The organism is Streptomyces sp. ISL-98 (assembly GCF_018614055.1).
Classification (GTDB): Bacteria; Actinomycetota; Actinomycetes; order Streptomycetales; family Streptomycetaceae; genus Streptomyces; species Streptomyces spiramyceticus.
This window is the reverse complement of the sequence record NZ_JAGGPB010000011.1, coordinates 1-25,984: the sequence shown is the minus strand read 5'-3', so window position 1 is coordinate 25,984 and position 25,984 is coordinate 1. Positions and strand designations below refer to the sequence as shown.

General features: G+C 70.1%; 26 protein-coding genes and 1 pseudogene. 18 read left to right on the top strand and 9 right to left on the bottom strand.

Going from position 1 to position 25,984, the window contains the following annotated elements:
* Positions 1 to 201 precede the first annotated feature (201 nt).
* The 3 genes from J7I98_RS08585 to J7I98_RS08575 form a co-directional block, all read right to left on the bottom strand.
* Positions 202 to 1,278: a HAMP domain-containing sensor histidine kinase gene (locus J7I98_RS08585; protein WP_214920006.1), complete on the bottom strand. Its 1,077-nt coding sequence runs from the start codon at positions 1,276 to 1,278 to the stop codon at positions 202 to 204.
* Positions 1,275 to 2,012 (bottom strand): response regulator transcription factor, encoded by a 738-nt coding sequence (locus tag J7I98_RS08580; protein WP_214920005.1) that lies wholly within the window; start codon positions 2,010 to 2,012, stop codon positions 1,275 to 1,277. Before J7I98_RS08580 ends, J7I98_RS08585 begins: the two co-directional genes overlap by 4 nt.
* Positions 2,013 to 2,086: 74 nt before the next feature.
* Positions 2,087 to 2,833, bottom strand: coding sequence for a spermidine synthase (locus J7I98_RS08575; protein ID WP_251020342.1), 747 nt, complete (start codon positions 2,831 to 2,833; stop codon positions 2,087 to 2,089).
* Between the two features lie 35 nt (positions 2,834 to 2,868).
* Here J7I98_RS08575 and J7I98_RS08570 point away from each other — a divergent pair, with 35 nt between their 5' ends.
* Together J7I98_RS08570 and J7I98_RS08565 are read left to right on the top strand one after the other, a co-directional pair.
* On the top strand, positions 2,869 to 3,093 hold the full coding sequence (locus tag J7I98_RS08570) for a hypothetical protein (protein WP_214920004.1): 225 nt from the start codon (positions 2,869 to 2,871) through the stop codon (positions 3,091 to 3,093).
* Positions 3,094 to 3,221: 128 nt separating this feature from the next.
* Positions 3,222 to 3,941, top strand: a complete 720-nt coding sequence (locus J7I98_RS08565) for a rhomboid-like protein (protein ID WP_308377708.1) — start codon at positions 3,222 to 3,224, stop codon at positions 3,939 to 3,941.
* Positions 3,942 to 4,195: 254 nt separating this feature from the next.
* Here the strand turns inward: J7I98_RS08565 and J7I98_RS08560 are convergent, their stop codons facing one another.
* The 3 genes from J7I98_RS08560 to J7I98_RS08550 all read right to left on the bottom strand — a co-directional run bounded on the left by J7I98_RS08560 (position 4,196) and on the right by J7I98_RS08550 (position 6,069).
* Positions 4,196 to 4,417: a hypothetical protein gene (locus J7I98_RS08560; protein WP_214920003.1), complete on the bottom strand. Its 222-nt coding sequence runs from the start codon at positions 4,415 to 4,417 to the stop codon at positions 4,196 to 4,198.
* Between the two features lie 51 nt (positions 4,418 to 4,468).
* The gene (locus J7I98_RS08555) at positions 4,469 to 5,053 is read right to left on the bottom strand and encodes a hypothetical protein (protein WP_214920002.1); all 585 of its coding nucleotides are present in this window, start codon (positions 5,051 to 5,053) and stop codon (positions 4,469 to 4,471) included.
* A gap of 146 nt (positions 5,054 to 5,199) precedes the next feature.
* Positions 5,200 to 6,069 (bottom strand): helix-turn-helix domain-containing protein, encoded by an 870-nt coding sequence (locus tag J7I98_RS08550; protein WP_214920001.1) that lies wholly within the window; start codon positions 6,067 to 6,069, stop codon positions 5,200 to 5,202.
* A 215-nt stretch (positions 6,070 to 6,284) separates the two neighbouring features.
* Between J7I98_RS08550 and J7I98_RS08545 the strand changes: the two genes are divergently transcribed.
* The 6 genes and pseudogenes from J7I98_RS08545 to J7I98_RS08525 all read left to right on the top strand — a co-directional run bounded on the left by J7I98_RS08545 (position 6,285) and on the right by J7I98_RS08525 (position 10,955).
* Positions 6,285 to 6,758, top strand: coding sequence for a methylglyoxal synthase (locus J7I98_RS08545; protein WP_214920000.1), 474 nt, complete (start codon positions 6,285 to 6,287; stop codon positions 6,756 to 6,758).
* A gap of 50 nt (positions 6,759 to 6,808) precedes the next feature.
* Complete coding sequence (galE, locus tag J7I98_RS08540; protein WP_214919999.1) at positions 6,809 to 7,801, top strand: UDP-glucose 4-epimerase GalE; 993 nt, start codon at positions 6,809 to 6,811, stop codon at positions 7,799 to 7,801.
* 70 nt (positions 7,802 to 7,871) lie between these two features.
* Entirely contained in the window at positions 7,872 to 8,969 is a 1,098-nt protein-coding gene (locus tag J7I98_RS08535; protein ID WP_214919998.1) for an NADH:flavin oxidoreductase/NADH oxidase, read from the top strand.
* A gap of 158 nt (positions 8,970 to 9,127) precedes the next feature.
* Complete coding sequence (fabG, locus tag J7I98_RS08530; RefSeq protein WP_214919997.1) at positions 9,128 to 9,838, top strand: 3-oxoacyl-ACP reductase FabG; 711 nt, start codon at positions 9,128 to 9,130, stop codon at positions 9,836 to 9,838.
* A 35-nt stretch (positions 9,839 to 9,873) separates the two neighbouring features.
* Positions 9,874 to 10,053 (top strand): annotated as a pseudogene (locus tag J7I98_RS42860) (molybdopterin-binding protein); the annotation flags it as partial.
* 26 nt (positions 10,054 to 10,079) lie between these two features.
* A complete protein-coding gene (locus J7I98_RS08525; RefSeq protein ID WP_214920026.1) occupies positions 10,080 to 10,955 on the top strand; it encodes a molybdopterin-binding protein in 876 nt (291 codons plus the stop codon).
* Here the strand turns inward: J7I98_RS08525 and J7I98_RS08520 are convergent.
* Positions 10,918 to 11,634 (bottom strand): GNAT family N-acetyltransferase, encoded by a 717-nt coding sequence (locus J7I98_RS08520; RefSeq protein ID WP_251020339.1) that lies wholly within the window; start codon positions 11,632 to 11,634, stop codon positions 10,918 to 10,920. The two genes, J7I98_RS08525 and J7I98_RS08520, sit on opposite strands and share 38 nt — an antisense overlap.
* Before the next feature lie 128 nt (positions 11,635 to 11,762).
* Here J7I98_RS08520 and lon point away from each other — a divergent pair, with 128 nt between their 5' ends.
* From lon to J7I98_RS08500, 4 genes are all read left to right on the top strand, one after another.
* Positions 11,763 to 14,165 (top strand): endopeptidase La, encoded by a 2,403-nt coding sequence (lon, locus tag J7I98_RS08515; protein ID WP_214919996.1) that lies wholly within the window; start codon positions 11,763 to 11,765, stop codon positions 14,163 to 14,165.
* 200 nt (positions 14,166 to 14,365) lie between these two features.
* A complete protein-coding gene (locus J7I98_RS08510) occupies positions 14,366 to 14,773 on the top strand; it encodes a hypothetical protein (protein ID WP_214919995.1) in 408 nt (135 codons plus the stop codon).
* 79 nt (positions 14,774 to 14,852) lie between these two features.
* Positions 14,853 to 15,983, top strand: coding sequence for a WXG100 family type VII secretion target (locus J7I98_RS08505; RefSeq protein ID WP_214919994.1), 1,131 nt, complete (start codon positions 14,853 to 14,855; stop codon positions 15,981 to 15,983).
* 17 nt (positions 15,984 to 16,000) lie between these two features.
* The gene (locus J7I98_RS08500; protein ID WP_214919993.1) at positions 16,001 to 16,282 is read left to right on the top strand and encodes a hypothetical protein; all 282 of its coding nucleotides are present in this window, start codon (positions 16,001 to 16,003) and stop codon (positions 16,280 to 16,282) included.
* Between the two features lie 88 nt (positions 16,283 to 16,370).
* Here J7I98_RS08500 and J7I98_RS08495 read toward each other — a convergent pair whose 3' ends face one another.
* Positions 16,371 to 17,177, bottom strand: coding sequence for a lysozyme (locus tag J7I98_RS08495; RefSeq protein WP_214919992.1), 807 nt, complete (start codon positions 17,175 to 17,177; stop codon positions 16,371 to 16,373).
* A 184-nt stretch (positions 17,178 to 17,361) separates the two neighbouring features.
* Here J7I98_RS08495 and J7I98_RS08490 point away from each other — a divergent pair, with 184 nt between their 5' ends.
* Positions 17,362 to 17,856, top strand: a complete 495-nt coding sequence (locus tag J7I98_RS08490) for a MarR family winged helix-turn-helix transcriptional regulator (RefSeq protein WP_214919991.1) — start codon at positions 17,362 to 17,364, stop codon at positions 17,854 to 17,856.
* A 264-nt stretch (positions 17,857 to 18,120) separates the two neighbouring features.
* Here J7I98_RS08490 and J7I98_RS08485 read toward each other — a convergent pair whose 3' ends face one another.
* Entirely contained in the window at positions 18,121 to 18,903 is a 783-nt protein-coding gene (locus J7I98_RS08485) for a hypothetical protein (RefSeq protein WP_214919990.1), read from the bottom strand.
* 391 nt (positions 18,904 to 19,294) lie between these two features.
* Here J7I98_RS08485 and J7I98_RS08480 point away from each other — a divergent pair, with 391 nt between their 5' ends.
* Genes J7I98_RS08480 through J7I98_RS08460 form a run of 5 tightly spaced genes read left to right on the top strand, consistent with a single transcriptional unit; the run spans position 19,295 to position 25,555 of the window.
* On the top strand, positions 19,295 to 22,759 hold the full coding sequence (locus J7I98_RS08480) for a nitrate- and nitrite sensing domain-containing protein (protein WP_214919989.1): 3,465 nt from the start codon (positions 19,295 to 19,297) through the stop codon (positions 22,757 to 22,759).
* On the top strand, positions 22,756 to 23,238 hold the full coding sequence (locus J7I98_RS08475) for a roadblock/LC7 domain-containing protein (RefSeq protein ID WP_214919988.1): 483 nt from the start codon (positions 22,756 to 22,758) through the stop codon (positions 23,236 to 23,238). The genes J7I98_RS08480 and J7I98_RS08475 overlap by 4 nt, the downstream gene beginning before the upstream one ends.
* Positions 23,235 to 23,636 carry a DUF742 domain-containing protein gene (locus tag J7I98_RS08470; RefSeq protein WP_214919987.1) on the top strand — a complete coding sequence of 134 codons (402 nt, stop codon included), beginning with the start codon at positions 23,235 to 23,237 and terminating at the stop codon, positions 23,634 to 23,636. Before J7I98_RS08475 ends, J7I98_RS08470 begins: the two co-directional genes overlap by 4 nt.
* Positions 23,617 to 24,297 (top strand): ATP/GTP-binding protein, encoded by a 681-nt coding sequence (locus J7I98_RS08465; protein ID WP_374225092.1) that lies wholly within the window; start codon positions 23,617 to 23,619, stop codon positions 24,295 to 24,297. The genes J7I98_RS08470 and J7I98_RS08465 overlap by 20 nt, the downstream gene beginning before the upstream one ends.
* Before the next feature lie 22 nt (positions 24,298 to 24,319).
* Positions 24,320 to 25,555, top strand: a complete 1,236-nt coding sequence (locus J7I98_RS08460; RefSeq protein WP_214919986.1) for a styrene monooxygenase/indole monooxygenase family protein — start codon at positions 24,320 to 24,322, stop codon at positions 25,553 to 25,555.
* Positions 25,556 to 25,984: the final 429 nt, after the last annotated feature.

The following is a 25,984-nucleotide window of genomic DNA, read 5'->3' as shown; positions in this document are numbered from 1 at the left end:
CCTCCCCGGCCGAGAGGTGCAGGCCGGGCGGGCCATCCGTCGCGTAAGTCACACCGGAGTGCTGGTTTCGGCGCAGGAAATGGCGGGAAACATGCGTGGTTCCGCTGTGGCCCGGACAGGCCGGACCGTGGACACGGCCCCGCCGGACCGTACCTCCCATGGAGTACACGCAGAACGTGTGGCTCCGGTTCGAACCCTACGTCAACTGGACGGTCGCACGATTCCCGGAAGGGTGACCTGGATCCTGCAACCACGAGAAGATTCGGCCACCCCGATGCGTCCGCCGTGCAGATCCACCGCCCAGCGCGCGATCGCGAGGCCCAGGCCCGTGCCGCCGTCGCTGCCGGGACCGTGCGGGGACGGCAGGGTGCCGCGGTTGAAACGCTCGAACACCCGGTGCCACTCGGACTCGGGGATGCCGGGCCCCTCGTCCAGTACTTCCAGGTCCAGGCTCTCCGGCTGCGGCCCGCGCCGGGCGCGCACGGTGACACGGCCGTGCGGGGGGCTGTGCTTGACCGCGTTGTCGAGGAGATTCGCCACAACCTGGTGCAGCCGCTCGATGTCCGCGTGCGCGGTCAGCTCGGGCGGCGAGACGTCCAGGTGCAGATGCACGTCCGTGCGCGTATGCCTGCCCGACCCGGAGGCGAGACCGCGCTGCGAGGCGAGGACGTTCGCCTCCTTCAGTACGCCCGAGAGGTACGGCCAGACCTCGAAGCGGTGCGCCTTCAGCGGCACGACGCCGTTGTCGAGCCGGGACAGGTCCAGCAGCGTCTCGACGAGCCGTCCGAGGCGCTCCGTCTGTTTCAGCGCCGTACGCATCGTCTCGGGGTCGGCGGCCGAGACCCCGTCCACGACGTTCTCCAGCACGGCTCTCAGCCCCGCGATCGGGGTTCTCAGCTCGTGCGAGACATTGGCGACCAGTTCCTTGCGGTGCCGGTCCACGGACTCCAGGTCGTCGGCCATGCGGTTGATCGTGGCCGCCAGGTCGCCCAGCTCGTCCCTGCGGCCCGCGCCGCGCACGCGCCGGGTGTAGTCGCCGTGCGCGATGGACTTGGCCACGGTCGTCATCTCGTCCAGCGGCGAGGTCAGGCTGTGCGCCACGAACTGGGTGATCAGCATCGAGGCGATCACCGAGAAGACGGTGATGAAGCGCAGCTCGGTCTTGGTGCGCAGGGCCACCAGGATCAGGCCGGTGGTGATGAAGACCGAGACGACGACGAGAGTGCCGAGCTTGGTCTTGATCGAGAAGGGACGCAGCCCGTTCCCCGGACGGCTCATGCCGGCGGGGTCTCCAGTGCGTAGCCCACGCCGTGCACCGTGCGGATACGTTCCGCTCCGATCTTCCGGCGCAGGGCCTTGATGTGGCTGTCGACTGTCCGGGTGCCCGACGCGTCCGCCCAGTCCCACACCTCGGCGAGCAGCTGCTCGCGCGAGAGCACGGCGCGCGGCGTGTTCGCCAGGCACACCAGCAGGTCGAACTCGGTGGGCGTCAGGTGCACGTCCTCGCCGCGTACCCGCACCCGTCGCTGTGCGTGGTCGATCTCCAGCTCGCCGAGGCGCAGGATGCCGCTGCGCGGCGTCGAGGCGGCGAGCGTCGCCCGCTCCACCCGGCGCAGCAGGACATGGACCCGGGCCGCGAGCTCGCGCATGGAGAACGGCTTGGTCATGTAGTCGTCGGCGCCGACGCCGAGACCGACGAGCATGTCGGTCTCGTCGTCGCGGGCCGTCAGCATCAGCACGGGAACGGGACGCTGCGCCTGCACACGGCGGCACACTTCGAGCCCGTCGAATCCCGGCAGCATGATGTCGAGAACCATGAGATCGGGCTGCCACGCCTCGGCCGCGTCCACCGCCGCCGGGCCGTCCACGGCCGTCTGCACCTGAAAGCCCTCGGCGCGCAGTCGCGCTGCAATGGCGTCGACGATGGTCGCGTCGTCCTCGACGACCAGCACCCGGCGCTGCGCGCCCGGAGTGGCCGCGAGGCCGTTGTGGCTGGTGTGTGTCTGCTCCATTGCCCCGCCCCTGGGAGTTCTCTGCTAGTTCCCACGTGTAGGGCAGCAGCGTAGAGGCAGTGAAGGTGTCCCGGCTACGCAGGGCGATTCGCGAGATGAACCACGTCAGGAACGCCCCGGGCAACTTGGATCTCTTCCGTCCTTACCAAGTTGAATCCGGCATTCCGCATCGCATCCTCGAAGTCGGCGGACGGCTGCGCCGACCAGACGGCGAGGATTCCGCCCGGTCTCAGCCGACTCATGCAGGCCGCGAGCCCTTGCGGGGAGTAGAGAGTGGCGTTGTCGTCGGTCACGGTCCAGTCGGGTCCGTTGTCGATGTCGAGGCAGAGCGCGTCGTACGTGTCCTGGTACGGACCAAGTCCCCCGATTCGGTTTTCCCGGACGTAATCCACGAGATCGGTGTGAATGATCTCGCATCGCGGATCGGCGAGCGCGTCGCCGGAGATCCGCGACAGAGGCCCCTCGCGATGCCAGTCGATGACGGCCCGCTCACGCTCGACGATCGCGATCCGCCCCCAGCGCGGCTGCGCGGCCGCGCGGGCCAGCGAGAAGCCGACGCCGAGGCCGCCGATGAGCAGGGCGGGGGAGTGGCAATCAGCGGGAAGCGCGTCCAGGGCGGCGTCGATGAGGAGGCGCTCGGAGCGGCCGTCGGAGGTGTCCATCAGGAAGCAGCCGTTGGCGATGATTTCGAAGTGCGCACCGCGCTCCCGCAGGACGACTTCGCCGTACGGGCCGTCGCGCCGGTCGACGGTGACTGCGGTGGGGGCGGTGTCGGCGATGTGGGCGGCGTGCGCGGCGGTGGATACGTACGGGGCCTGCATGGGGCGGGAACCTCCCGGGCGGTTCGTGACGCATCGTGACTGCGTCGGTCGTCCCCGGCATTTTTGCGGGGCAGGGCGGCCGTAACAAAGCCTTTACCGAAGCCGAAGCCGAAGCCGAAGCCGAAGCCGAAGCCGAAGCCGAAGCCGAAGCCGAAGCCGAAGCCGAAGCCGAAGCCGAAGCCGAAGCCGAAGCCGGGGGCGTGGGCGTGGGCGTGGGCGTCGCGCCGTGTGACGCGTGCCATAGCCGTGGGCGGAGATGATCGCAGAGGGTGGGCGTTGTCCGTAAGGAACACCGATGCGAAGTCGGCCGAAGGGGCCTCACGCAGTGCACCGCGCAACGACAACTGAAACCGGGCCGACGGAAACCGGGCCGGCAGAAACCGGGACCGTGAGCGCCGACGGTCTGCTGGCCGCGATCCCCAGGCAGCGAATACACCCCGCCGCGCCCGCGCCGGCCCCCGTGCCCGCGAGCGACGTACCGGCGGCACGCCGGTGGCGTCCCCGGCACCTCGTCCCCACCCCCACCGGCACCCCCTTCACCTTCTGCTACGCCCTCGTCCTGGTCGCGACCTCCCTCTTCGCCGAGTACGCCGACTCGGCCACTGTCTCGGCAGCCCTGCGCGGTTCCAGCACTGACGCCGCGCACCTCGCGGACACCCCGCTGCTCGTCCTCGTGGCCAGCGCGGTGTGGGTCGCGGGCGGACTGGCATCCCCGTACGCGATCGGCTTCGTCTTCGTCCTGACCGCGCTGGAACGCCGCGTCGGCGGCTGGCGCACGGCCGGGGTCTTCCTGCTCGGGCATGTGGTGGCGACGCTTGCGACGGAGGTCCCGGTCGGACTCTCCGTCATGGCGGGCCACTTGCCGGACAGTTCGCTGCACCGCCTCGACTACGGCATCAGCTTCGGCCTGATGGCGAGCGTCGGCGCCCTGTCGGGCCTGCTGAACCGGTGGCTCCGGGCGGCTGTCCTGTTCGGAGTCGGCCTGATGCTGCTCCAGGACCTGCTGGAGTTCGCGGACCCGCTCAGCAACTGGGGGCATCCGCTTGCGCTGTTGCTGGGCATGGCGTCGTGGCCGCTGGTACGCCGCTGGGCCCGCGTCCCGAGGTAGGGGCGTGTCCGGCGGATCATGCCTGGGCCGCGGGGTCTGGCACGCACATCTGCGGCGTTGTCGTCGGTCGCTGACTCCCCCAAGTTCTCGACTGCGCTCGAACAGGGGGGACCCCCATCGCGTCGCCTCCCTCCTCCGCCTTGCAGCTGCACGCACCAGGCCCCGCTCACCAGCACCGAGAACGAGCCGCACCCTGAAGCCGGCCTGATCCGCCGGACACGCCCCAGGCCACGGGCCCATCGGCTTTCGCAGCGCTACTTGCGATGGCGACGGCGGCGTTCCGCGCACCGTGTGCGGAGGGAGCCGAAGAACCTTTCCCCACGGGCGAAGGCGCCTTCCGCTTTCGCAAGCCACCAGTCGGCGTGCGACGGGGCCGCGTTGGCCACCATCGGGACGCCGAAGAAGATGACGACGAGCATCAGGATCGCGAGTGCGGCGGTCACGGCGAGGTGTTCGGGGTCGGACCAGTCGAGCATGTTCTGTTCCCTGAGGGTTCGTTGACGGCTCGGCCGCCCACTCCCGCAGGGTCAGGCGGCTGAAATGAACGGTCCTTGCGGACCGGCGGAGACCGAGAACGAACCCGGGGCACGCGGCACGAGCGGCGCGCGCAGGCGCACCACGCCGCACGGCGACGACTCGTGAGGCGGGACGGAGTCGACGTACTGGTAGTGGCGCAGGCCCGCGTCGACGGCCAGGGTGTCGCGCACCCACGACGTGAAGGCGTCCAGGCGGGTCAGGGCGCACTGGAGTTCGCGGATCCGATGCGCGTCGGCGCGGTGCGATTGCTGCTTGGGCTCGTCGAGCCGCGCGACGTCCGATGTGATTGCCGGAAGGCCGGTGAATTCCTCCGCTTCCGCGAGGAGCGTCGAACTCAGGGAGGGAGCCGCGGGATCGTCGGCGGCGGCCAGCTCAGTGCTGATCGCGGCCAGCAGTTTGGGCTGCAGCAGAAGGAAACGCAGACGGTTGCCGACGCGTGTGGTGGTGCTGTCGGAGTACGCGACCCACCAGTCGGGGAACGGATCGAGGTCGCGGTAATGCCCATGCCCGAGGCCGGCACACACCACGATGCTGTTCCACCACTCGGCGGCCAGGTCGTCCCTCTCGTGCGTCACGCGCTCAAGCTAGCGGGACGCCTGCACCGAGGGGGCCGGATCGGCAAACTTCCCTCTCTCGCCGGCCGTCGGCCATGGGCTGCCTCCTTCGAGCGGAAGGGGCAACCCATGACTTGTAGCAGACCCGTGACAGAACAACAGGCAATTCAGCGGGTGATGACGACGAAACGGGACTCCGGGCACTCCATCGGCCGGAAAACGTGACTCATCGCGCTTATTTCGGTATCCCCGTGAAAAGGCAGGCGCAGTGCGAAGCGTTGGCCGGACCGGTGTTCCACGACATCGTGATCCTCGGCCCAGATCCGTCGGCAGTCGGCATTCGCCGCGAGAATGTCGCGGGTCAGTGACCGCACCGGAGAATTACCCGGGTCGCGGTTATTGGCGAGCCGCAGCATCGCCAGGAATACCTGCGCGAATTCCCGTTCCCAATTCACCAGTTGCGTACGGGCCTCGGGCGCCAGGAGTGCCCAGCGCATGAGATTCGCGCGCGGGGCGACCGACCAGGGGAACCACTGCGCCATTGCGGAGTTCGCGGCCACGATGTTCCACGCGCCGTCGGAAATGTAGGCAGGGTTCGGAGCTTGGTGCTCCAGGAGAGCCAGCGCCTCCGGAGGGATGTCCGCCAGCTGCCCGGCGGGGTCCGCAGGCGGTCGGCGGCCTGCTGCGCCTAGGAAGAGGGTGAGCACTTCCGCCTCGCTGAGCTGCAGAGTCTCGGCGACGCGGAGCAGGAAGGAGTCGGAGAAGTCCCGTCGCGTACCGCGCTCCAGCGAGCGGTACCAGCCTTCGCTCACCCCGACCAGCCGTGCCACTTCGGCCTGCGAAAGGCCGTTCGTGGACCTGCGGACCACATGCAGGCCCACATTCCGCCGTACGACCCTGCCGCGCCAGGCGCGAAGCAGTCGGCCTACGGATTCTCCTTCGTCGACCTGTTGCTCATGACGTGCATTACGCGGCTCATCGCGTGGCGTATAAACATGACTTCGGATTGCACTGAAAATTGTAGCCCCCCGTTTCACTGCGCGCCCCGGGGGAAAGCACAAACCCCCCGGTTCATCCTCCGATCATAACAGAGTTGATCACTGGGGCTGAGGCTTCGGCCCGACGCCCGGAGTCGCCGCCACTTCCAGTACCGACACTGCAAGTAATGGACGGTTTCAGGCATGCTGTGGATGCGGCGACGCCAACAGGCCGATTGCTGCGACGTATTGGAATACGGGGGAACGGGGACTTTATGAGCGAGCAGGTGGCCGCATGCGGCCATTCCGAGGACAGAACGACGACCACCGGCGCTCCGGACACGGTGGCGCTGGTGGCTCATGACGCGAAGAAGGCGGATCTGCTGGCCTGGGCGGCCCGGCACAAGGAGGCGCTGCGCGGCTGCCGACTGGTCGCCACCCGCACCACCGGCGATCTGCTGGCACACCAACTCGGCATGGACGTCGAGCGGGTGGCGAGCGGACCGATGGGCGGCGACCAGCAGATCGGCGCGATGATCGTCGAAGAGCGCATCGCCCTGCTGGTGTTCTTCACGGACCCGCTGGGGACACAGCCCCACGAAAGCGACGTGCGGGCCCTGCACCGGCTGGCCGTCGTCCACGACGTGCCCCTCGCCTCGAACCCCGCGTCCGCCGACGTCCTGCTCGCCGACGCCTGCCATCGGATGGCCGCTCCGGTACTGGCCGAAGCCGGCGCCGGCGGCGCGTGACCCGGGCACGAACCACCCGGACGTACACGAAACACACTGGAGGGACGACGATGTCGTACTGGCTGATTGCGGGGGGCGCCGGATTCATCGGCGGCCATGTCGTCAAGGCGATGCGGGACGCGGGCGAGCGGATCGTCGTGGTGGACGACCTGTCGACGGGGTCGAGGAACGCCGTACCCGACGACGTGCCCCTCGTCGTGGGCAGCGTCCTCGACGGAGAGCTGCTCGCGCGGGTCTTCCGCGACTACCCCGTGGAGGGGGTGGTCAACCTCGTGGCCCGCACGCAGGTCGGCGAGTCGGTCGAGCTTCCGCTGCTGCACTACCGGCAGAACGTCGAGGGGTTCCGCAGCCTGCTCTCCGCCATGGAGAGCGCGAACGTACGGAAGCTGGTGTACTCCTCCAGCGCCTCCGTCTACGGCATGCCGGACGTGGAGCTGGTCACGGAGGACACCCCGTGCGAGCCGATGAGCCCGTACGGCCAGACCAAGCTGATCGGCGAGTGGCTGGCCCAGGCCGCCCACCGGGCCGGTCAGGTGGACTTCATCAATCTGCGGTACTTCAACGTCGCCGGGGCCGCCTCACCGGGCCTGGCCGACAAGCGGGTCCTCAATCTGGTGCCCATGGTCTTCGAGCGGCTGACCGAGGGGGAGGCCCCGCAGATCTTCGGCGACGACTACGCCACCCCGGACGGCACCTGCGTACGCGACTACATCCACGTCGCCGACATCGCCTCCGCACACCTGGCGGCCACCCGCTACCTGCGCAAGCACGCCGACGTCCCCGTCGCCCGCACCTTCAACGTGGGCCGTGGCGAGGGCCTGTCGGTGCGTGAGCTGATCTCCGTCATCCAGGGCGTGACCGGTTACGACAACGCCCCTGCCGTCGTCGAGCGGCGGCCGGGTGACCCGGCGAAGGTCGTCGCCGACGCCTCGCCGATTCAGCGGGAGCTCGGCTGGGCCGCCCGTCACAGCGTCGTCGACATGGTCGCCTCCGCCTGGGAGGGCTGGTGCCTGCGCCACCCCGGTGCCCGGCGGCCGCTCTAACAGCCGCTTCCCCTTCTTCTTCTTTACGACTTCTTCTTCACGAACTTCCGCACCGAAAGACAGGACTTTCATGAGCACGCTGTTCTCCCCGCTGAAGCTGCGAGAGCTGACCATCCCCAACCGGGCCTGGATGGCCCCGATGTGCCAGTACCAGGCCGAACCGACCGGCCCGCAGGCCGGTGTGGTCAACGACTGGCACCTGGGCCACCTGTTCTCCCGCGCGGCCGGCGGCCTCGGCCTGATCCTGCTCGAGGCCACCGCCGTGGCACCGGAGGGCCGTATCACTCCCGGCTGCCTCGGCCTGTGGAACGACACCCAGCAGCAGGCGCTGACCCGGGTGACCCGCTTCCTGGAGGACCACGACGTGGTCCCGGCCATTCAGCTCGCGCACTCCGGCCGCAAGGGCTCGGCCGCAGCGCCGTGGCTGGGCGGCGGACCTGTCGCCCCGGAGCAGGGCGGCTGGGGCACGGTGGCGCCCAGCGCGGTCGCGTACGGCGACTTCCCCACCCCGCACGAGCTGACCGTCGATGAGATACAGGGCCTGGTCGCCAAGTTCGCCGAGGCAGCCCGGCGAGCCCTGGACGCGGGGTTCAAGGTCGTCGAGGTGCACGGCGCCCACGGCTTCCTCATCAACTCCTTCCTCTCGCCGCACAGCAACCACCGCACCGACGCCTACGGCGGCAGCTTCGAGCGCCGGGCGCGCTTCGCCCTGGAGGTCGTCGACGCGGTGCGCGCGGTGTGGCCGGACGAGCTGCCCGTCTTCTTCCGTACGTCGGCAACCGACTGGCTGGCTGCGGAGAACCCCGCCGACAACCGTCAGGGCTGGACCGGCGACGACACCGTACGGCTGGCCAAGGAGCTGCTGGCGCACGGCGTCGACCTGCTCGACGTCTCGTCCGGCGGCGTCGCCCACGACGCCAGGATCACCACGGGCCCCGGCTACCAGGTCCCGTACGCGGCGGCCGTCCGCGCGCAGACCGACATGCCCGTCGCCGCCGTCGGCCTGATCACCGAGGCCGCCCAGGCCGAGGGGATCCTCACCTCCGGCCAGGCGGACGCCATCCTGCTGGGCCGCGAACTGCTGCGCGACCCGCACTGGGCGCACCGCGCCGCGCGCGAGCTCGGCGACGCGGCCCGCTGGCCCGACTCGTACGGCTACGCCGTCTGACAGTCGGCGACGCGCAGCCCGCTCGGCCCGGGGGCCGGCCGCCCTGGCCCGGCCCCCGGGCTCTGCCCCGTCAGACAGCCGCGTCGAACAGCCCTGTCAGACAGCCGCGTCGAACAGCCCCGTCCACAGCCCAGTCAACAACTGACAAGGACCCATCAGTGAGTCGTTCCGTCCTGATCACCGGCGGCAACCGGGGAATCGGCCTGGCCATCGCCCGCGCCTTCGCCGCCGAGGGCGACAAGGTGGCCGTCACCTACCGCAGCAGCCCGCCGCCCGACGCCGGTCTGCTCGCCCTGCCGTGCGATGTGACCAGTACCGAACAGGTCGACGCCGCCTTCACCGCCGCCGAGGCTGCCCACGGGCCGGTGGAGATCCTCGTCGCCAACGCGGGGATCACCCAGGACACCCTGCTGCCGCTGATGAGCGACGAGGCGTTCGACTCCGTCATCGACACGAACCTCGGCGGGGCCTTCCGGGTGGCCCGGCGCGCTTCGCGCAAGATGCTGCGCGCCCGTCGCGGACGCATCGTCTTCATCTCCTCCGTCGTCGGCGCCACCGGCGGCGCGGGGCAGGCCAATTACGCCGCGTCGAAGGCCGGTCTTGTGGGCCTCGCCCGGTCCATCGCCCGTGAACTGGGCCCGCGCGGCATCACCGCGAATGTCGTCGCCCCCGGTCTGGTCACCTCCGACATGACGGCGGTCCTGTCCGAGGAGCGGCACGCCGCGATCCTCGCCCGTATGCCGAGCGGCCGGGCGACGGAACCCGACGAGATCGCGCGGACGGTCGTCTATCTCGCGAGCGAGGCCGCGGCGACCGTCAACGGTTCGGTGCTGACGATCGACGGCGGGCTGAGCGCGGGCACCAGTTGATCCAGTCACAACGCAGCAGCGAAAGGCGAGCTCCCATGCCCGAACCGCTCACACCCTCCCCCCGTACCGCCTGTGTGGTCACCGTCGGCGACGAACTCCTCCGTGGCGAGATCACCGACACCAATGGCACCGAAGCCAGCCGCAGACTCACCGCGTACGGCATCTCCACCCGCTCCCGGCACACCGTCGCCGACGACGAACGGGCCATCAGCGACGCCGTCGCCCACGGGCTCGGTCAGTTATCGGAGGCCTGGGCCCCACCTCGGACGACGTCACGCGCTTCGCCGTCGCCCACGCGCTCGGCCTCGGTACGGAGGAGCGTCAGGAAGCCTGGGACGCGGTGTGCCGCCGACTGGAAAGTCTGCGGATCGAGATTCACCCCGACAACCGTCGGCAGGCCCAATTCCCCCTGGGCAGCGTGCTGCTGCCGAACGACCACGGCACGGCCTGGGGCGCCAGGATCACCGTGGGCGACCGCCATGTCGTGCTGCTCCCGGGCCCGCCCAAGGAGTGCCTGCCGATGCTCGAAGCGGCGCTGGACGGCGTCGGCGCGGTCCCCACCGCCGCCTCCCGCCTCCAGTGGCGCACCATGGGCCTGCCCGAGCCCGAGGTCGCCGCGCGCATCGACGCGGTCCTGAAGGCGGCGCCCGGTGCCGGAGCGACGGCGGGCCACTGCTGGCGCTATCCGTACGTCGACGTCACCCTGCACGCCGCCGAGCGGGATACGGACACACTCGCCGCACTGATCGACCGGTCCCTGGACGGTCAGGTGGTCAGCCGCGACGGCAGGAGCGCGCTGGAGCACCTGACCGAAACCGTCTCCCGGACCGGCCTGACGATCGACGACGGGCTGTCGCACGGCCGCTTCCAGCAGTGGCTCGACAGCCGCCACGCCACGCCGTCCGGCCGCCCCGCCGGGATCGCGGTCACGGCCACCGGCACCTGGCACACCGGCTCGCCGACCGACCACCGCGGCTCGGTCACCATGCGCAGCCGGGTGACCATGGGCGACGTCACGCACACGTACGAGCTCGACGAGCCGAACCTCGGCCCTGAGGTGCTCGACGGCGCCGCCGAGTTCATCGCCTGGTCGGCACTCCGCGCGCTTCACAGGTGACGCCGACCAGCGGGGCGTACACCTCCCAGCCCAGCGACGCGTAGAGCCCCCGCCCGTCGGTCGTCGCGCCCAGCACCCCCACGGTCGAGCCCTGTTCGTACGCCGCGTTCTGGAGCGTACGCATCACCAGGCGGCCGAGGCCCTTGCGCCGGTGCGCGGGGTCCGTCTCGACCTGGTCGATCACTGCCGTCCGGCCGGTCGGGGCGACCTGGCCGCGGGCGGCGAATCCGCCGTCGGGGGCGAGGACGAGGAGGCGGGTCACGCCCCCGCGCTTCCAGGACTTGAGGGTGTACCCGTCGGCGAGGCCGGTCTGTGCGGCGGCAGCGGTACGGGACGGACGCAGGGGCGTCGTCATCAGCCAGCCCGGGCCGTCCGATATCCACTCCGGGCCGAGCCACGGTGCGACGGTCTCCGGCTCCAGGAACATCTTGAGTACGACGCCGTGCGCGGCGTACACCTCCGCCAGCTTGCGGACCGTGGCCTCGTCGGCGTGGGTCATGACGTGCCGGGTGGCGTGGCGGGGGAGGCCGACGTCGAAGGTGAAGCCCCAGGGCTGGGGTACGGGGTCGGCCGCGCCACGGGACACGACCCATCCGTCCACCCAGGCGCGGATCGCATCGGCGGTGGAATCGAAGGGTGCCTGGGCCATTCCGTACTCCTCGATCGAGTAATAGGTCATTGTGTCTAGAGCCTATTACACTCAAGGGCTGCTCGGTGATCGCTCAGAGCGAACGTCTCCCCAGGAACATTCGGCGGCTCACAAGCATTGAGCCGGTATAGCTCAACTTGACTGCCGAAGGGGAGATCATGGCATCGACGTCCAATCAGCTCACCCTGCCCGTGCTGCCGCTCGACGACGAGGTCGTGCTGCCCGGCATGGTGGTGCCCCTCGACCTTTCCGATACGGACGTACGCGCCGCGGTGGAGGCCGCGCAGGCCGCCGCGCGTTCCAGTGGCAACAAGCCACAGGTGCTGCTCGTTCCCCGGGTGGACGGCACGTACGCGGCGACCGGCGTCCTCGGAACCGTCGAGCAGGTCGGCCGTCTCTCCGACGGCGACCCCGGCGCCCTGATCCGCGGCCGCAGCCGCGTCCAGATCGGCGCGGGCACGACAGGGCCCGGCGCCGCGCTCTGGGTCGAGGGCGCGAGCGTCGACGAAACGCTGCCCGACCCCCTTCCCGGCTCGGTCACCGAACTGGTCAAGGAGTACAAGGCGCTCGCCACCAGCTGGCTGAAGAAGCGCGGCGCCTGGCAGGTCGTGGACCGCGTACAGCAGATCGACGAGGTCTCCGCGCTCGCCGACAACTCCGGCTACTCGCCGTTCCTGACCACCGGCCAGAAGGTGGAGCTGCTGGAGACGGCCGACCCGGTGGTCCGGCTGAAGCTCGCCGTGAAGTGGCTGAGCGAGCACCTCGCGGAACAGGACGTCGCCGAGTCCATCGCCAAGGACGTGCAGGAGGGCGTGGACAAGCAGCAGCGCGAGTTCCTGCTGCGCCGCCAGCTCGACGCCGTACGCAAGGAACTGCGCGAGATCAACGGCGAGGACGCCGAGGACGAGTCCGACGACTACCGGACCCGCGTCGAGGCCGCCGACCTGCCCGAGAAGGTGCGCGAGGCCGCCCTCAAGGAGGTCGACAAGCTGGAGCGCTCCTCCGACCAGTCGCCCGAGGGCTCCTGGATCCGCACCTGGCTCGACACCGTGCTCGAACTCCCCTGGAACGAGCGTACGGAGGACCAGTACGACATCCGGGGAGCCAAGGAGATCCTGGACGCCGAGCACGCCGGCCTGGACGACGTGAAGGAGCGCATCACCGAATACCTGGCGGTGCGCAAGCGCCGGGCCGACCGCGGCCTGGGCGTCGTGGGCGGCCGTCGCGGCGGCGCGGTGCTGGCGCTGGTGGGCCCGCCCGGCGTCGGCAAGACATCGCTCGGCGAATCCGTCGCGCACGCGATGGGCCGCAAGTTCGTACGCGTCGCGCTCGGCGGCGTACGCGACGAGGCGGAGATCCGCGGACACCGGCGTACGTACGTGGGCGCCCTGCCCGGCCGGATCGTGCGAGCCATCAAGGAAGCCGGGTCGATGAACCCCGTCGTCCTCCTCGACGAGATCGACAAGGTCGGCTCCGACTTCCGCGGCGACCCGGCCGCGGCGCTCCTCGAAGTCCTCGACCCCGCCCAGAACCACACCTTCCGCGACCACTACCTGGAGGTCGAACTCGACCTCTCCGACGTCGTCTTCCTCGCCACCGCCAACGTCCTGGAAGCCATCCCCGAGGCGCTGCTCGACCGCATGGAACTGGTCACGCTCGACGGCTACACGGAGGACGAGAAGGTCGTCATCGCCCGCGACCACCTGCTCCCGCGCCAGCTGGAGCGCGCGGGCCTGGAGCCCGGCGAGGTCACCCTCGACGACGCCGCGCTGCGCAAGCTGGCGGGCGAGTACACCCGGGAGGCGGGCGTACGAAACCTGGAGCGCTCGGTGGCCCGCCTGCTGCGCAAGGTGGCGGCCAAGCACGAACTGGGCGACCAGAAGCTCCCGTTCACGATCACGGACGAGGACCTGCGCGCCCTGATCGGCCGCCCCCACCACGTCCCGGAGTCCGCCCAGGACCCGGCGGAGCGCCGCACGGCTGTCCCCGGCGTGGCCACAGGTCTCGCGGTCACGGGCGCCGGCGGCGACGTCCTCTTCGTCGAGGCGTCCCTCGCCGACGAGGAGACGGGCGGCGCGGGCCTGACCCTCACGGGCCAGCTCGGCGACGTCATGAAGGAGTCCGCCCAGATCGCCCTTTCCTTCCTGCGCTCGCACGGCGCGGAACTGGAACTCTCCGTCGCCGACCTCAAGGACCGGGGCGTACACATCCACTTCCCGGCGGGCGCGGTCCCGAAGGACGGCCCGAGCGCGGGCATCACGATGACGACGGCCCTGGCATCGCTCCTGTCCGGCCGACTGGTCCGCACGGACGTGGCGATGACCGGCGAGGTGTCCCTGACCGGACGCGTCCTGCCGATCGGCGGCCTGAAGCAGAAGCTGCTGGCGGCGCACCGGGCGGGTACGACGACGGTCGTGATCCCGAAGCGGAACGAGGCGGACCTGGACGACGTCCCGGCCGAGATCCTCGACAAGCTGGAGATCCACCCGGTGACGGACGTACGCCAGGTCCTGGAGATCGCACTGGCCCCGGCGGAGGTGGCGGTGCCGGTGGCGGCGTAACGCAGGCCGGTCCGGCGACCGGTGGCGGCCCCCTTCCTCTCTCGCACGACGGGGGAAGGGGGCTTCTGCGCGAAATGGGCCCGGTCGTCGGGTGACGAGCCCTGTGACACTTCTGTGACGGCAGCGAATTGGGAGCGTTGCCGGAAAGTAGGTAGCGTCGTTCCGGTAATGCTGTTGCGAAATGCGGACCGGGAGGGCACGTGGCCGAGGGCCCGGAGTCGACCAGGCGGGTCGACGAATCCGAATTCCTTGAGATGAGCGGGCAGGACCCCGCGCAGGCGAGAGTGCTGCGCAAGTCCCTGGAGGAGCTCGCCTCGGGACGGGGCGGGGACGCCCTCAAGGAAATGGCCCGGGAGGTCCTCTCGGGGCGTACGAGCCTCCGGGACGCGGTGAACATTTCGGCATACTCCGACCAACTCGTTGCACAGGCCGCCCCCATGGCCGAGAAGTGGGCGGCGCTCTCCGAGGCCGAGCGCGAGGCGCTCGCTGCCGAAGGCGAGCGGAGCATGGCCGAGGAGCAGGGCCGGATCGACGAGGAGCGCCGCGCGTCGCCGGACGACAGCGGCAAGAAGTCCCGCCACGACGGCCGGGGCTGGTCGCTGTACTGACCGGCCGCGGGGCGTGGGACAACGCCCCGGCCCCACTTACCTTTCATTGGCACTCACCTTTCAGGGGCAGGAGCAGACGGTGGGCTTTCGAGTCGAGCCGGGCGCGATCGACGGCTTTTCGAAGCTCGTGGGTCGTGCCGCCGACGGCAGCACGCAGGCTGTCTCGTACACGGGCAACGCGCAGATCGACACGGTGGCGGGCGGACAGCTCTGGGACCTCGTCGCGGGTGATCACGACAAGTACGTGAACGACGCCAAGGGCGCCCTGCAGAAGGTGCAGAAGGTCCTCGACTCCTCGCAGCAGGAACTGGCCAAGTCCGCCAAGTACTACCGCGAGACGGACAGCGGCGTAGCAGCGAAGATGGACGCCACCTATCCGGGGTCCAAGGGGGCCGGCGGGCAGCCGGACGGCGGCGACGCACAGGACTTCTCCGATGCGAGCAACGCCACTGACCTGCTGAAGAAGGCCGGCGAAAGCGACAACCCGCTGGTCAAGTACGGCCAGGGGCACGCCGACGAGTACATGATGAGCCCGGTCCAGAAGGCCCTCGGCTCCGTCCTCGACCTGGGCAGCCCGTCGGCCATGGCGGTGGAGGCGTCCAAGCTGCTCTTCGGCTTCGACCCCTTCGGCGAAGTGAACAACTGGATCTTCGGGGACTGGAACAAGTACAACGACTGCGCCGACGTCTGGGACGGTCTCGGGGGCTTCTGCGACGCGGTGGCCGCCAATCTGAAGAAGGGCAACGGGAACGTCGGCCTGAGCTGGGCCGGCAACGCCTCGGACGCCGCCAGGGTCTACTTCGAAGAGTTCGCCGGGAAGCTCGCCGAGATCAAGGAGACCTTCGAGTCCCTGCGGACCTGCTACAAGCAGGCCGCGCAGATGGCGTTCCAGTTCGGCGAGTTCCTGAAGTCCTTCATGGTCATGTTCTGCGACGCCCTGGTCATCTGGCTGGTGAATCTGGCCGCCGCCCAGGCCGCCAACCTGATTCCGGTCGGCGGTCAGGTGGCGTCGGTCGCCATGTTCGCCCTGGCGGCGGCGCAGGCCATCCGGATCATGGCGATGTGGGCCGAGGCGTCGAAGGCCTTCGACGCGATGGCGACCGCTCTGAGCGCGATCGCGCTCACCATGTCCACAGCGGTGAACGGCTTCTCCGCGGCGGACGGATTCCCCGAGGTGAGCTCCGGCGGCTACGACCACCGCGCGGTCTAGGGACGGAGAACTCACCCATGTCTTTCCTGTACGGCGACAGCCCCGACGGTCTTGACCTGTTCCTCACCCGCGTGCGCAACTGGGTCGTCGGGTGGGCACCCGCCTGCCTGGTGCTCGTGTGGTTCCTGACCAAGGAAGAGGGCTGGCACATGAGTTTCCTCGCCCTCTGCGTGCTGCCGCCCGTCGCGGCGTACCTCGGAATCCGCGCCAAGCGCGAGATCCTCGCAGGCCTGGCATGGACGGCGGGCGCCGTGGCCGTCGCGCCGCTCCCGCTGATCGCCGCGATCGAGCTCCTTTAGGCATGTGGGCCGTTACAGGGTGTGAGACTCCGGACCCCGGACCCCCGGTGCTCGAGCGCCGGGGGCCCTCTCGTCGGCTCGTCGCCTGTCAGCCGTAGGCGAGGGCCTGGACGCGGTCGAGGGCGCCGTTGAACTTGTTGTGGTCGCCGACGATCGGGCCGCTGGACGTGTACTGCCACATCGTCTGGTACGCCCAGCCCGCCGGGAGTTCGCCCGGCGTGGTGTTGTAGCGGGCGATCCACAGCGGGTTGCTCGCGCCGAAGCCGCCGTAATTGCCGGTGCAGGTCTTCCACCAGCTGGTCGCCGTGTAGATCACAGCGTCGCGGCCGGTGCGCGCCTTGTAGGTGTTGAGGAAGTCGCGGATCCAGCTGACCATGCCGCTCTGTGTCTTGCCGTAGCACTGCGCGCCGTACGGGTTCCACTCGATGTCGAGCGCGCCCGGCAGCGTTCTGCCGTCGCGCGACCAGCCGCCGCCGTTGTCCACGAAGTAGTTGGCCTGGTTGGCGCCGCTGGAGTCGTTGGGGGTCGCGAAGTGGTACGCGCCGCGGATCATGCCGACGTTGTACGAGCCGTTGTACTGCTGCGCGAAGTAGGGGTTCTTGTAGTAGTTCCCCTCGGTGGCCTTGACGTAGGCCCACTTGACGCCGCTGGTCCAGAGCGAGGACCAGTTGACGTTGCCCTGGTGGCTGCTGACGTCGACGCCCTCGGTCTGCGTGGCGCGGGTCTCGGGCGGCAGGCCGCCCTGGCCGTCGTGCTTGATGACGCCCATGCCCATACGGGCGGAGCCGCGCTCGGGCTTCTCGGCGGCGGTGGCCGCGCTCGGCAGGGTGAAGAGGAGGGTGAGGGCGGCGGAGAGGAGTAACAGGGTCCGTATTCCGGATCTGTGCACGGGCATTTACGTGCCTCCGAAAGGCTCAGGTGACCACTGGTGTGGACATGCCATAAATGAAGCTACGCACGTAGACCCGTGGCGCGGAAGGGGCCCTGGGTGCCGCCGTTGGTCTACGCCTGCGAAATACTGGCCGAGCTGCGGCAACGGCCGCCGCTGAAGGAAACTTTCGGGGTGAGGAAAGCTCGCAATGAGTGCTGACGTGCACGGAAGCGGGGGAGCGGGCGACGCCGGTTCCGCAGAGGGAAGTGGTGTGGACCACGAGTTCCTGGCCCTGGAGCGGGAGTTGGCGGTCTTCCTGCGGCGCGCCCGCGCGTCGTCCGGCGACATGGCCCGCGAGGTTCACCCGGAGCTGGAGCCCGCGGCGTACGGGCTGCTGGTACGGCTCGACGAGGTGGAACGCCAGCGGGCGACCGATCTGGCGGCCTGGTTCGGGGTCGGCAAGGCGACGATGAGCCGGCAGTTGCGCGCGCTGGAGGAGCTCGGCCTGGTCACGCGCGAGCCGGACCCGGCGGACGGCCGCGCCTCGCTGGTGGCGCTCACGGCGGAGGGGCGGGCGCGGTTCCGGCGGGTGCGGGATGCGCGGCGCGCGAGGTATGTGCGGAAGCTGGCGGGCTGGGACCGGGCGGAGGTCGCGGAGTTGGCGCGGCTGCTGCATCAGTTGAACGAGCGGGCGGAGGGCTGAGGCGGGAGCGGCGGGGGCCCAGTTCGAGCCCCGTTACAAGGTCGGGCCCAGCTATGAGGTGGGGCCAGCTGTGAGGTCGGCCCAGTTATGAGGTCGGGCTCAGTTATGAGGTGCGGGTCCAGCCACGAGGCCGGGTCCAGCCACGAGGGCGGGCTCACCCGGGAGGCCGGGCTCACCCACGAGGGGCTGGCTCACCCAGGAGGCCGGGCTCACCCACGAGGACGGGCTCAGCCAGCAGGCCGGGCTCACCCACGCGGACGCGCCTCACAGCTCCGCGTAAATCGCCGCCGCGTCGTCGTGGCGCTTCCAGCGGCGTACCAGGGGAGCCGTCGCCTCGTCCGTCTCCAGCGCCCGCACCCGGTCGATCAGCGCCTGCGCGCTCTCCTTGCGCAGTACGCCCACGCAGTCCTCCCAGTCGCCCCGGCCGAACATGTCGACCCACCGCGACGCGCCGTCGCTGAGCGCCGCCAGCGCCCGTACCTCTGCCCGCGGGGTCACCCCCGACACCGCCCGCGTCGCCACCGACGGATCGGCGGCTGCCGTGAAGAAGCCGCCCTCCTTGTTGCGCAGGGCGTCGGTCGCGGCCAGGGAGGAGAGGATCTCGCGGGGGAGCAGGTCGAGGCGGGTGTCCAGGATCGGGCGAACCGTGCCGCTCGGGGACTCCAGGAGCAGCGTCGAGTCCGAGAGCACCAGGTGTTCGACCGCCTCCGCGCCCCACCGCGCCACAACCACCGTCGCCTGAGGCGTACGTACGTGAGAAAGGTCACACGTCGTACGGTGGGCGTCGGCGGTGCGGCGAATGGACTCCGCGAGGATCTCTTCCAGAGTCAAATCCCGCCTCGAAGTGGACAATTCGATCAACGTGCCGCCGAGCCGCGCGGTGAACCACGGAACCGAATGCAGACACCCGTCGTCGCCCGCGGGCGGCGTCACGCCGTCCAGCAGGACCAGCGTCCCGCCCTGGCCGGCGGCAGGCAGGGCGACGGACACCCAGTCCTCGTTGGGGCGTTCGGGATCACCGGAGACCGTGGCCAGTTCGAAGCGCATGCGGCCAAGCATGCCTGAGGGCCGGGAATGGGCTCGCCGGCCGGCTCTGTGGGGGCGCTGCGCCGACCAGTTGGCCCATACCAGCAGGTGGCTGCAGGTTGTTTGGGCGGAATGAGACACTCCGCGAAGCTGCGGGGGCGCATCTTGCCAAAGGCCGGGCTGAACTTCCAACCGGCACTCCGCGCACGCGCAAGACGCGGCGGATCGGGAGTTGTTCGCCAACTCCCGAGTGATGTTCACTCGTTCGTGTGGCGGCCTGGGTGATGCGCGTCTTCTTCCCATAAGCACTGGAATGGTCTGAAGCCATTCCTGGGGTGGGGGCGCTCTCTCGTGTGACCAGTCGTCACCTCGGCCACATGGGCAGACGAGTCAAGCAAGAATGCGAGCACCGGTGCAGAAAAAGCGGCCTCGGGGCGGTAGCGGTAACAGCGGTAATGGCGAGAATGGCGAGCGGACCGAACGCACCGTACGGGTACGCAGCCGGCTGGTCGCCGGCGTGGCCGTCGTCGGCGTCGTTGTCCTCGCCGCCGGTGCCCCCGCCATCATCAGCGCCTCCTCGGAACTGTCCGAATCCCAGCGTCTGGTCACCCTCGCCGAGCTGAACCGGCAGGCCGTCACCCTCGCCCACTCCCTCGCCGACGAACGCGACGACGTCACCGCGTACATCGCGGCCGGACGCGGCAGCACGGACACGGGCACGGACACGGGCGGCGCCGAAGGCGGCAAGGGGCTCTCCGAGGCCCGCAGTGCCCGCGTCGACCGGCAGATGGACGAGATCGAGGCCGCCGCCCCGGCCGGCCTGCGCCGCGACCTGGCCAAGATCCCCGGCATCCGCAGGGCCGCCCTCACCGGCAAGGGCACCGCCCTGGAGGCCCACAAGGCGTACAGCCAGGCGATCGAGAAGCTCCAGGACCTCGCCGACGAGCTCGCCGACAAGACACCCCCGCGCGCCGCCGACGCCACCCTCCCCCAGACTTCGTCCGGGGGGACCCCCATCTCGCTGCGCTCCCCCGGCGCGCTCGGCAAGGCGACCGAGCAGGCCGCCGCCACCCGTGGCCTGCTGGTCGCCGCGCTGTCGGTGCCCCGTGAGAACACCGGCAGCCGCATCGACCCCGTAACCGGGCTCCTCGTCCCCGCCGAAGAGGACCCGGACTCCGAGAGCGCCCGTACCCGCAACGCCCTGACCGCCGCCGCCCAGCAGTCGCGGGTACGCGAACTCGCCGCCCTCGCGGACTTCGACCAAGTCGCGGGCTCGCGCGTACGCGAGAACTTCAAGACCACCGTCACCGGGCCCGACGTCAAGACCGCCGAGCAGTTCCTCACGCGCCTCACCGACCAGCCCACGCTTTCCGAGGCTGAGGGCAAGACCGACCCGGCGAAGGCCGAGGCCGCGTTCTCGGCCCGTATCGAACTGATGCGCGGCGCCGAGTCGGCGCTCGGCGCGGTGCAGGCCGAGCGGCTCGCGCAGCTGCGCGACGACGATGTCACCGCGCTGGAAATCCGGATCGCGCTGGCCGGCGCCTGCTTCCTGTTCGCCGTCGGCGTCAGCACGGGCGTCGCCCGTACGCTCACCCAGCCGCTGGCCGTGCTGCGGATCGGGGCCGCGCGCCTGGCCGCCGAGCCGGAGTCCGACGACGCGGAGGCGGCCGAGCCCGTCCGCTTCACCGGCCGCAACGACGAATTCGCCCAGGTCGTACGCTCCCTCAACACCCTGCACGGCAGGCTGGCCGAGGTCGGCGCACGCGCGGAGAAGTTCGCCGGAGACCGTACGCACCTGATCGGCCAGCGCGAGACCCTCGCCACCCAGCGCGCCGAACTCCAGGAGCAGGTCGCCGAGGCCGCCGCACAACTGGAACGCATGCGGCACACCATCCACTCCACCTTCGTCAACCTCTCGCTGCGCACGCTCGGCGTCGTCGACCGCCAGCTCGGCGTCATCGAGAGCCTGGAGGAGCGCGAGCAGGACCCCGAGCGCCTCGCGACGCTCTTCAAGCTCGACCACATGGCGACCGTCATGCGCCGCCACGGCGAGAACCTGCTGGTCCTGGCCGGTACGGATCACGGGCACGCGCACGCGCACGGTCACGGGCAGCAGGGTCCTGTGCCGCTCGTCGACGTACTGCGCGCCGCCGTCAGCGAGATCGAGCGGTACGAGCGGGTGGTCATCCAGTCCCTGCCGCCGCACACCCAGGTCGCGGGCTTCGCCGCCAACGACCTCAGCCACCTGCTCGCGGAACTCCTGGAGAACGCGACGTCGTTCTCGCCGCCGGACGCCAAGGTCGAACTCTCCGGCTGGCTCCTCGAAAGCGGCGAGGTCATGCTCTCCGTACAGGACGAGGGCATCGGCATGGCGGCCGAGCGGCTCACGGAGCTGAACGCGCGCCTCGCCGAGCCTGCTGCGTACGAACCGGGCGACGGCATCGACGGCGGCATCGGCCTCCACGTGGCCGCACTGCTGGCCGCGCGCCACGGCGTACGCGTGCAACTGCGCGAGCAGAAGGGCGGCGGGATCGCCGCGGTCGTCGTACTGCCCGACGCACTGCTCCCCTCGTCACCACCCGCGGCCGTCCCGCCCGCGGTGACGGTAGCCGGGGACGCCCCCACGCTGAACCTGCCGGGTTCGGTGGCCGAGGCGAACTCGAATGCGCTGCCGGGGCGTTCGGCGCTCGAAGTGCCGGAGAAGGACGCGCAGAAGGACCAGCAGCAGGACGCGGAGGCCGACCCGCAGAAGGACCAGCTGGAGGCCCCCGCCCCGCAGGCCGACCTGCAGAAGGACCAGCCGGACGGCCCGCTGGCCGCCGACCCACTGAAGGACCCGCTGGTGGCGGCGGCCGAGCGCACGATCCGCGAGAAGGCGGCGAAGGCGGAGCCCGAGCAGGAGCAGGACAAGGAGCCGACGCGAGAGCCGGAGCCGTTGGCCGAGGCCGACCCGGAGCTGTCCGCTGAGGCAGCGCTGGAGCCCGAAGCCGAGCGCGAGCCGCAGCCCGACCCCGAGCTGTTGGGCGCGTCCGAGCTCCCGGCCGAGGCCGAGCGGGAGCCCGAGTCGCAGCCTGACCCTGAATCGTTGGCCGCGTCCGAGCTCGCGGCCGAGCATGAGTCGTTGGCCGGGCCTGGGCAAGAGCTGTTCGCTGAGGTCGAGCCGCAGCCCGACACCGAGCTCTTGGCCGACTCCGAGTCTGCTGCTGCGTACGAGCCGTCGGCTGAGGCCGGGTCCACTCCCGAAGACGAGCGCGAGCCGGAGTCGCAGCCCGAGACGTTGGCTGACGCCGACCCGCAGCCGGAGTCGGGGTCGGAGCTGCCCCCGCAGCCGGAGCCCGGACCCGTGCTGCCGTCGCAGCGCGAGCCGCTCGCTGGGGGCAAGTCCGTGGGCCTGGGCGGCGGGCCGGTTGCCCGTCCGTACGCCATCGGGCCCGATACGCACGAGCGCACCGACGACGGCGATCCGGACACCGAGGCCCCGGTCGACGAGCCGACCCGCACAATGCGGCTGCCGCGGCAGGCCTCCGAGGCCGTGCCCTCGGAGCCGCAGCCGGAGCCGAGGGCGGAGCACGTGGCCGTCGGCGCAGCCGGGCTCACCGGTACCGACGATTCCGCGCCCGCGACCGCACCCGCACCCGCTCCCGTCGAGCCAATCACCGACAAGGGGCTGCCCAAGCGGACCCCCCACGTGGTCAAGTCCGGCCCCGAGAGGCCCGCGGAGCGCACCCGCAGCGTCGACGCCGATGCCTTGCGCCGCCGCCTCGGAGGCTTCCACCAGGGCGCGAAGGACGGGAGGCGTGACGTCGAAGCAGAGATCTCATCCAACGGGGACCGTACCGATACCGAGGGGGACACCGTTGAGGAGGAACGCAGTTGACTGCGTCGAGCACATTCGGGCTGAGTAGCGAAGCCCGTAATCTCCACTGGCTGTTGAGCAATCTGGTCGAGGAGGTGCCGGGGCTCCAGTCGGTCGCCGTCGTGTCCTCCGACGGGCTGCTCCTCCTGTCCTCCGACCCCGAGCGCAACGTCGGTCCCGCCCCGGCCCGCCGCCAGGACGGCCCAAAAGGTTCGAGCGCCGACCTGGCCACCATCGTCTCGGGCCTCGCCAGCCTCACGCAGGGTGCCGCGAAGCTGATGGACAGCGGGAGCGTCAAGCAGACGATGATCGCGATGGAGGAAGGCAGCGTCTTTGTCATGTCGATCAGCGACGGTTCGCTGCTCGGCGTGCACGGGGCCCCCGACTGCGACATGAGCGTCGTGGCGTACCACATGGCGCTCTTCGTGGGCCGCGCCGGCCACGTCCTCACCCCCGAACTCCGCAGCGAGCTGCGCAAATCGATGGAGAGCGCCCTGTGACGCCGTCCCCCAAACTTCCGGTAAGGGGTGACGGCCGCAGGCCCGCCCGCGTACGCCCGTACTCGCTCACCGGCGGCCGCACCCGCTTCACGCACGTCCTGCTCGTCGAGACCTTCGTGGCAGCGCTCGAAGCGCCCGGGGAGCGGCGTGAGCTGACGAACGGCGGGCTCCAGACGCGCGTCATGCCGGAGATGCGGGCGATCGTCGAGCTGTGCCGCCGGATGCGTACGGTCGCGGAGATCTCCGCCCTGCTGAAGATGCCGCTCGGTGTTGTCCGCGTGCTGCTCAGCGATTTGGCCGACCAGGGAAAGATCCGTGTGTACGGGACCGGGCACGCCCCCGGCCAGCCGAACCGCGCGCTGCTCGAAAGGGTGCTGAGTGGACTCCGTCGTCTCTGAGACCGGGACCCAGACCTTCCATGCCCACGCCGGGCACACACCGCTGATCCCGACGCAGCCCCTCCCGCCCCACGCCGACGAAGGCGCCCAGGCCTGGCAGACCGACCGCACCCGAGCCCCGATCGCCACCAAAATCGTGGTCGCGGGCGGCTTCGGCGTAGGCAAGACGACCTTCGTCGGGTCGGTCTCCGAGATCACGCCGCTCCAGACCGAGGCGCTGATGACCACCGCCAGCGAGGAGACGGACGATCTCACCGCGACGCCGGACAAGGTCACGACGACCGTCGCGATGGACTTCGGCCGCGTCACCCTCGACGACGACCTCGTGCTGTACGTGTTCGGGACACCGGGCCAGCAGCGCTTCTGGTTCATGTGGGACGACCTGGTGCGCGGCGCGATCGGCGCGATCGTCATGGCCGATACGCGCCGCCTGTCCGACTGCTTCCCGGCCCTCGACTATTTCGAGAGCTGCGGCCTGCCGTACATCGTCGCCGTGAACCACTTCGAGGGCACGCCGGCGTACGAGGCCGAGGACGTCAGGGAAGCCCTGACGGTGCCGTCGCACGTACCGGTCGTGATCATGGACGCGCGCAACCGGATCAAGGTGGTCGAGTCGCTGCTCGCCCTGGTCGGCCACGCGCTTGAAGTCACCCCCGAATAGCTACTCAACGGAGAACCCCGTCATGCGGAAGATACTCATAGTCGGAGCCGGCCAGTCCGGCCTCCAGCTCGCCCTCGGACTCCAGTCCCGCGGGTTCGAGGTCACCCTGATGTCCAACCGCACGGCGGACGAGATCCGGTCCGGCCGGGTCATGTCGACGCAGTGCATGTTCCACACCGCGCTCCAGCACGAGCGCGACCTCCAGATCAACTTCTGGGAGACGCAGGCCCCGAAGATCGAGGGCCTCGGCGTCTCGGTCGCCGCCCCGGACTCCTCCCGCGCCGTCGACTGGGTCGGCAAGCTGGACGGTTACGCCCAGTCCGTCGACCAGCGCGTGAAGATGGCCGGCTGGATGGAGACCTTCGCGCAGCGCGGCGGCCAGCTCGTCATCCACGGCGCGGCAGTCTCCGACCTGGACTACTTCTCCCGTACGTACGACCTGGTCATGGTGTCGGCGGGCAAGGGCGAACTGGTCTCCATGTTCGGCCGCGACGCGTCCCGCTCCCCGTACGACGCCCCGCAGCGCGCGCTCGCCGTGGCGTACGTCCACGGTCTCGGCCCGCGCCCCGAGCACCCGGAGTACGACGCGGTCCGCTGCAACCTGGTGCCGGGCGTCGGCGAGCTCTTCGTGATGCCCACCCTCACCACCTCCGGCCGCGCGGACATCCTCTTCTGGGAGGGTGTCCCGGGCGGCCCGGTCGACGCGTTCAAGGGCATCAAGGACCCGTCGGAGCACCTCGCGCTCACGCTGGAGCTGATGGAGAAGTTCCTGCCGTGGGAGTACGCCCGCGCGACGAAGGTCGAACTGACCGACGCGAACGCGACGCTGGCGGGCCGGTACGCCCCCACGGTCCGCAACCCGATCGGCCGCCTGCCCGGCGGCGGCCTGGTGCTGGGCGTGGCAGACGTGGTCGTGGCGAACGACCCGATCACGGGGCAGGGCTCCAACTCGGCGTCCAAGTGCGCGGCTTCGTACCTCTCCTCGATCACCTCGCACGGCGACAAGCCGTTCGACGAGGAGTGGATGCAGTCCACGTTCGACCGCTACTGGGACACGGCCCAGCACGTCACCAAGTGGACGAACGCGATGCTCGGCGTCCCCCCGGAGCACGTCCTGAACCTGATCGGCGCGGCGGGCGGCCTCCAGCCGGTGGCCGACCGCTTCGCCAACGGCTTCAACGACCCGGCGGACTTCGAGAACTTCTTCTACGACCCGGAGAAGACGAACGCGTACCTGGCCTCGGTCGCCGGCGCCTGACGGGCCTCTGACCTGCGGTCCGGCGGTCGTCATTGGTCGTTGTTGGCCGTTGTCGGCTGGCCTCGGACGGACCACAGACGGCCCGGCCCTGAATGACTGCTGCTGTTGATGTGAGTTGGGATACCCGAAGCCCCTCAGCCTTGATCGGCTGAGGGGCGACTTGCTTCGGGGCGCGGACGGTTTCGAACCGCCGACATCCGCCTTGTAAGGGCGGACGTGATCAGCACGGGGAACGCCCAGTTCGAACGGGCTTTCGCAACCTCTCAGTGCGGCAGGTCATCTCGACTGCGCCAAGCCGTCGTTGACCGTGAGTGATCGCGCAATCTGGCACGGCTGTGGCACGCGACAGTAACTCGACTAAGCGCTTGATCCTGGGACGGCACCTCCGGGCTTCTCTGCCCACTCAAGCTAAGGGCTGTCCCGTAACTG

Bases quoted from the DNA above. Each gene is read 5' to 3' on its own strand.
- J7I98_RS08585 (WP_214920006.1), bottom strand. From the start codon at position 1,278: ATGAGCCGTCCGGGGAACGGGCTGCGTCCCTTCTCGATCAAGACCAAG.
- J7I98_RS08580 (WP_214920005.1), bottom strand. From the start codon at position 2,012: ATGGAGCAGACACACACCAGCCACAACGGCCTCGCGGCCACTCCGGGC.
- J7I98_RS08575 (WP_251020342.1), bottom strand. From the start codon at position 2,833: ATGCAGGCCCCGTACGTATCCACCGCCGCGCACGCCGCCCACATCGCC.
- J7I98_RS08560 (WP_214920003.1), bottom strand. From the start codon at position 4,417: ATGCTCGACTGGTCCGACCCCGAACACCTCGCCGTGACCGCCGCACTC.
- J7I98_RS08545 (WP_214920000.1), top strand. From the start codon at position 6,285: ATGAGCGAGCAGGTGGCCGCATGCGGCCATTCCGAGGACAGAACGACG.
- galE (WP_214919999.1), top strand. From the start codon at position 6,809: ATGTCGTACTGGCTGATTGCGGGGGGCGCCGGATTCATCGGCGGCCAT.
- J7I98_RS08535 (WP_214919998.1), top strand. From the start codon at position 7,872: ATGAGCACGCTGTTCTCCCCGCTGAAGCTGCGAGAGCTGACCATCCCC.
- J7I98_RS08520 (WP_251020339.1), bottom strand. From the start codon at position 11,634: ATGACCTATTACTCGATCGAGGAGTACGGAATGGCCCAGGCACCCTTC.
- lon (WP_214919996.1), top strand. From the start codon at position 11,763: ATGGCATCGACGTCCAATCAGCTCACCCTGCCCGTGCTGCCGCTCGAC.
- J7I98_RS08500 (WP_214919993.1), top strand. From the start codon at position 16,001: ATGTCTTTCCTGTACGGCGACAGCCCCGACGGTCTTGACCTGTTCCTC.
- J7I98_RS08495 (WP_214919992.1), bottom strand. From the start codon at position 17,177: ATGCCCGTGCACAGATCCGGAATACGGACCCTGTTACTCCTCTCCGCC.
- J7I98_RS08490 (WP_214919991.1), top strand. From the start codon at position 17,362: ATGAGTGCTGACGTGCACGGAAGCGGGGGAGCGGGCGACGCCGGTTCC.
- J7I98_RS08485 (WP_214919990.1), bottom strand. From the start codon at position 18,903: ATGCGCTTCGAACTGGCCACGGTCTCCGGTGATCCCGAACGCCCCAAC.
- J7I98_RS08460 (WP_214919986.1), top strand. From the start codon at position 24,320: ATGCGGAAGATACTCATAGTCGGAGCCGGCCAGTCCGGCCTCCAGCTC.